The sequence below is a fragment of the Chromobacterium sp. S0633 genome (assembly GCF_024158805.1).
Classification (GTDB): Bacteria; Pseudomonadota; Gammaproteobacteria; order Burkholderiales; family Chromobacteriaceae; genus Chromobacterium.
Genome location: NZ_JAMZGH010000094.1, coordinates 1 through 4,880 on the forward strand (window position 1 = coordinate 1; position 4,880 = coordinate 4,880).

Below are 4,880 nucleotides of genomic sequence, written 5' to 3' on the forward strand. Positions count from 1 at the left end.
CTTGAGTTGCGGCACATAGACGTACTGCCAGCCGGCATTGCTGCCCGCCGGGCGGGTGTAGAGCAGCATCTGGGTGGTGTCAGTGGGCTGCGCTTTAAACAGTAAGTCCCTCCCTCCAAAAGAGCCCGATACAACTACGGGAGCCAGATTTCTCAGATCCACAGCTGGAAGCACTCCCGAACTGCTATATAGCGGTAACTTCTGCCGAGTACCACCGACTTGCTTATAGACATTTACTCTGAATTTGAAACTCGGCATTCTAGTCGGATATGGCCCCCCCCACTGGAATTGAAGCCAGAACCCGGCCTGCCTTACCCCTTTACCATTAGCGTCTACCTGTATGGTATCTGTTTGTGGTTTTCCATAGTCCTCTCCTAGAGTCAACTCAACTTCATATGCTCCATCTCCATACGCGCTCAAATTCGGCAAATTAGCATTCAAACTAATACTTGTAAGGTAGGCTTTATATTCAGATCCTCCCCTACTACTACGCCCCCCCTCAAACTCCGAGTTAGAATACTCTAGCGGCTCAAACATAAAATCCGGGGTCAAAGAAATACTTCCCCCCATTGGTAAATTAGCATTTGAGGCCCCCCCCGCCAGCGGGTTCTTCTCCACCGCCACGCCAGGCGCCTTCGTAGACCCCGCCGTCACCACCCCGCCGCTGCCCTCCTGCGGCACCGCGCTCACCCAGCGCTCCGCCTGCACCAAGGCCTGGTCCCGCGCGTTCACCATCTTCGGCTGTTTGGTCTGTACCCGTTGGTTGCGGCCGTCGTATTCGCTGATCGTCAACCGCAGCCCGCTGTCCGGCCGGTTGATCGCCGCCAGGATCTGATCACGGCTCAATTGCCGCAGGTCCACGCTCTCCGATTCGATCTGCAGCGTGGCGTTGCCGTTGGCGTCGTACAAATAGGCGCGCGTCACCCCGCCTTCGTTGCGACGAAACACCCGGCCGGCGCCATCGTAGTCGGCGAACTCCTGCCACGCGCCCTGACCATCGGCGCTGGTGCGTTTGCCCACGATCTCGCCGTAGGCGTTGTAACGCGTTTCAAAGCGCATGCCGGTCGCCTGGTCGCGTCTTTCGGTCTGGCGGCCGGCCGCGTCGTAGCGGTAGCCGGTCACGTCGTTGACTTCGCTGCCGTCGGCCTGGCGCCGCGCCCGCTGGCTGCGGGTCAGTTGACCGGCGGCGTCGTAGTCGTAACGGATGCCATTGCCCATCGCGTCGGTCTGGCTCAGTAGCCGGCCGCCGGCGCCGTATTGATAGCGCACGATCTGGTCGTCGGCTTCGCTGGCCTCGTCCAGGCCGCGGCGAATCTGGCGGCTGAGCTGGTCCAGGCCGTTGTATTCGCTGTCGCTGGTCGGCCGCACGCTGCGGCCTTCGTAGTCGGTATAGGCGGCGTCCTGACGTCGGGTTTCCCGGCCTTGCGCGTCGTAACGCCAGTCGGTGACCTGGCCGGCGGCGTCGGTCTTTTGCGTCACCTTGCCCAGCGCGTTGTACTGGTAGCGGGTGGTCGCAGTGACCACGTTCTGGCTTTGGCCGTCGGCGCTGGCTATCTGGACGCCGAGGCTGCGCTCGACGCTGATGCGGCCCATCCGGTCGTAGTCGGTTTCGCGCACGCGATCGTCGGCGTGGGGCTTGAGTTGCTGACGCAGCGTGTCCAACGGGGTGGCGCTGTCGTAAGCGCCGCTCAGGGCGCTGGCGTAGCGGGTTTCGCGGATGGCCCGGCCGGCGGCGTCGTAGTCCCAGGCGGTGACGTAGCCGGCGGCGTCGACGCTCAGCAGTTTGCGGCCGGCGCGGTCGTAGTAGTGACGTTGGCTGCCGCCGCGGGCGTCAATGCTTTCCATCAGGTTGCCGTTGGCGTCGTAGCGCTGGCGGCTGATCAGGTCTTGGGTCGCCACGGTGTACTGGCCGCTGGCCGCATCGCCCTGGCCGACGTTTTGCGCCGGCAGGCGGGTTTCGATCAGGCGGTTGTTGCCGTCGTAGACGTAGCGGGTTTCGCGGACGTCGGCATTCGCCGGCGCCGGCACGCCGCCGTCCGCCGGCAGGCCCACTGGGCTGGCGTAGACGCGCAGGACGAGGACATTGCCCGCCGCGTCGTAGTCCCATTCGCGGAGCACGCCGTCGCCGTTGCGCTCCGCCACCTTGCGCCCCAGCGCGTCGTAGCGGCTGCGGGTGATTTTGCCGTTGGCGTCGGTGAATTCGATCTGCCGGCCGGCGGCGTCGTAGCGCCAGCTTTGGCTGGGGCTGACCGTGGCTTCGCCGCCGTCCAGGGTGTAGATCGGCAGCGCGTCGCTGGTCTGGCGGATCAGCCGGTTGTTGGCGTCGTATTGGTAGCGGGTGGTGCGCTGTTCCGGCTTGCCTTCGGCTTCCACTTGCAGCGTGCGGTTGCCGAAGCCGTCGTATTCGAAGCGTTTGACGATGCCCGACGGACTGATCTCTTTGAGTACCCGACCCTGCGCGTCGTAGACGTAGTGGTAGATTCCGCCCAGTTTACTGAAGTATTTCAACTTGTTGCTAAAGGCATCATAAGCCATCCGCTCGACGCCGCCTTCGGCGTCGAAGATGCGGGTCTGCCGTCCCAGCGCATCGTGTTCGATCCGGGTCACCGCGTCGCGCTGGGCATCGACGATCAGGGTCGGCGTCAGGCCGGGTTTGAGCGCGGCGGTGTCGACGCGCTGGGCGTAGCGGGTGATGCGGGTGGTCTGGCCCAGCGCGTCGTACTCGGTGGCGGTGGCGTAGCCTTCGGGATCGATGTGCAGGGTCTGGCGGCCGAGCGCGTCGTAATAGTTGTAACCGCTGTAGCCGCGCGGGTCGGTGATCTTGATGGCCTTGCCGAAGGCGTCGTATTCGGTGACGGTGACGCCGCCCAGCGCGTCGGTTTCGCGGATCAGCCGGCCGAGCAGGTCGTAGTCGCGGCGGGTGGTGTGGCCGCCCGCGTCGGTTTCGGCAATGCGATTGCCTTGGGCGTCCAGTTGATAGCGGGTGGCGGCGGCCAGCTTGCCGCCGTCGCCGCGGGTTTCCTGGATCAGGCGGCCGGCGGCATCGTAGCTTTGGTGGGTGACTTGGTCGGCCGCGTCGGTCACCAATGCCGGCTTCCAGTCGCTGGGTCCCGAGGCGTCCAGCGCCAGTTCTTCAAACTGCGCCCGCGTCGCAAACAGCCAGGAGTCGTTCTCGCCCACCGCGGTATTGGTTTTGCGCAGCGTCGCCACGCCTCGCACCGCGCCGTCCGGCGCCACGCCGTCCGCCACCGTCCGCTTGTAACCCTTCAGCGCCGGACCGCCCGGCAAGTTGTCCGCCGGGGTGTTGCGATGCGCGCCCGACTGCTCCGATGTGGCGCCCAGCGCCTGACCCGCCGCGTTGAACCACACGATGTGCACGCTCGTATTCGCCCGATGCGCGCCGGTGTACACCGAGAAGGCGTAGCGACGTCCGGCTTGCACCGGCACGCTTTGCACCAGTTCCTGGTAAGCGTCTTGCGGATGGCGACCGGTCTGGTGCAAGTAGACGGTGTTCTCGCCGGCCAGGCCCTCCGCTATCCGCCAGTCGGCATTCAGATTGCCGCCCACTTCGGCGTCAGCGTTCCACGCGCCATAGCCCCAGTTCGCCACCTTGCCCGGCGCCGAGGCTTCGAACAGGCTGTTGCGCAGCAGGTTGGCCTGGGCGCGGCCTTGCAGGCTTTCCGCCGACAGCCCCATCTGCGCCAGGTTCTTGGCATAGCGTAGGGTATCGGTGACATTGCCCGCCGCGTCGTAGCGGCGCTCGGTCACATAGCCCTGCGCGTCGACGCTGAGGCTGGGTCGTCCGGCTGCGTCGTAGAAACTGCGGCTGTGCTGGTCGGCCGCATCGGCCACCAATGCCGGCTTCCAGTCGCTGGGTCCCGAGGCGTCCAGCGCCAGTTCTTCAAACTGCGCCCGCGTCGCAAACAGCCAGGAGTCGTTCTCGCCCACCGCGGTATTGGTTTTGCGCAGCGTCGCCACGCCTCGCACCGCGCCGTCCGGCGCCACGCCGTCCGCCACCGTCCGCTTGTAACCCTTCAGCGCCGGACCGCCCGGCAAGTTGTCCGCCGGGGTGTTGCGATGCGCGCCCGACTGCTCCGATGTGGCGCCCAGCGCCTGACCCGCCGCGTTGAACCACACGATGTGCACGCTCGTATTCGCCCGATGCGCGCCGGTGTACACCGAGAAGGCGTAGCGACGTCCGGCTTGCACCGGCACGCTTTGCACCAGTTCCTGGTAAGCGTCTTGCGGATGGCGACCGGTCTGGTGCAAGTAGACGGTGTTCTCGCCGGCCAGGCCCTCCGCTATCCGCCAGTCGGCATTCAGATTGCCGCCCACTTCGGCGTCAGCGTTCCACGCGCCATAGCCCCAGTTCGCCACCTTGCCCGGCGCCGAGGCTTCGAACAGGCTGTTGCGCAGCAGGTTGGCCTGGGCGCGGTCTTGCAGGCGTTCCGCCGACAGCCCCATCTGCGCCAGGCTCTTGGCGTAGCGTATGGTGTCCGTCACCCGCCCCGCCGCGTCGTAACGCCGCTCGGTCACATAGCCCGCCTCATCGATGCTCAGGCTCGGACGGCCCGCCGCGTCGTACACCGTGCGCGTGCTCTGGTCTTTCTCATGGGTTATCAACCGCCCCGCCAGTTCAGCCGCCGTCAGCGTGGAGCTCAGGCCATACACCGATACCGGTGTCGCGTAGCGTCGGCTTTGCACCGCCTGCCCCGCCGCGTCGTACACCGTTTCCGTCATCAGACCTTGCACATTGAGGCTGTAACGCAAGCGGTCATTGTCGTCGTAGATGTAGTAGGCGGTTTTGCCCATCGCGTCGGTCTTGGACACCACATTGCCCTGGCCGTCGTATTGGTACACCGTGCTCTGCTTCAGCCCCT

1 protein-coding gene is annotated in these 4,880 nt (G+C 65.3%); it reads right to left on the reverse strand.

The annotated features are described in order from the left end of the window. Positions 1-4,880: hypothetical protein (locus tag NK214_RS24600; RefSeq protein WP_253315768.1), on the reverse strand; the 4,880-nt coding region annotated here is incomplete at both ends.